Annotated in this window: 1 pseudogene; it reads left to right on the top strand. The window is 69.5% G+C overall.

Going from position 1 to position 236, the window contains the following annotated elements:
• Positions 1 to 33: 33 nt before the first annotated feature.
• Positions 34 to 236, top strand: a pseudogene (locus DSD19_RS19565) (S49 family peptidase); the annotation flags it as partial.

The following is a 236-nucleotide window of genomic DNA, read 5'->3' as shown; positions in this document are numbered from 1 at the left end:
TATCACCTGGCCAGCCAGTGTTCGGATATTGCGATGACGCCCGGCAGCCTCGCGGGCTCCATCGGCGTCATGCGCCAGGCGGGCTGGCCGGTCGGGCCCGATGGCGCGGGCAACCGGTGGCAGATCTTCACCTCGACCCATGCCCGGGCCAAGCTGCCGAACCCCGAGACCGAAGGCGGCCGGGCCGAGATCCTGCGCGATCTCGATGCCCATGAGGCGGCCTTCCATGCCGATGT

Source organism: Rhodovulum sp. BSW8, assembly GCF_003314725.1.
GTDB lineage: Bacteria > Pseudomonadota > Alphaproteobacteria > Rhodobacterales > Rhodobacteraceae > Rhodovulum > Rhodovulum visakhapatnamense.
This window is presented reverse-complemented; position numbering and strand designations above follow the sequence as displayed.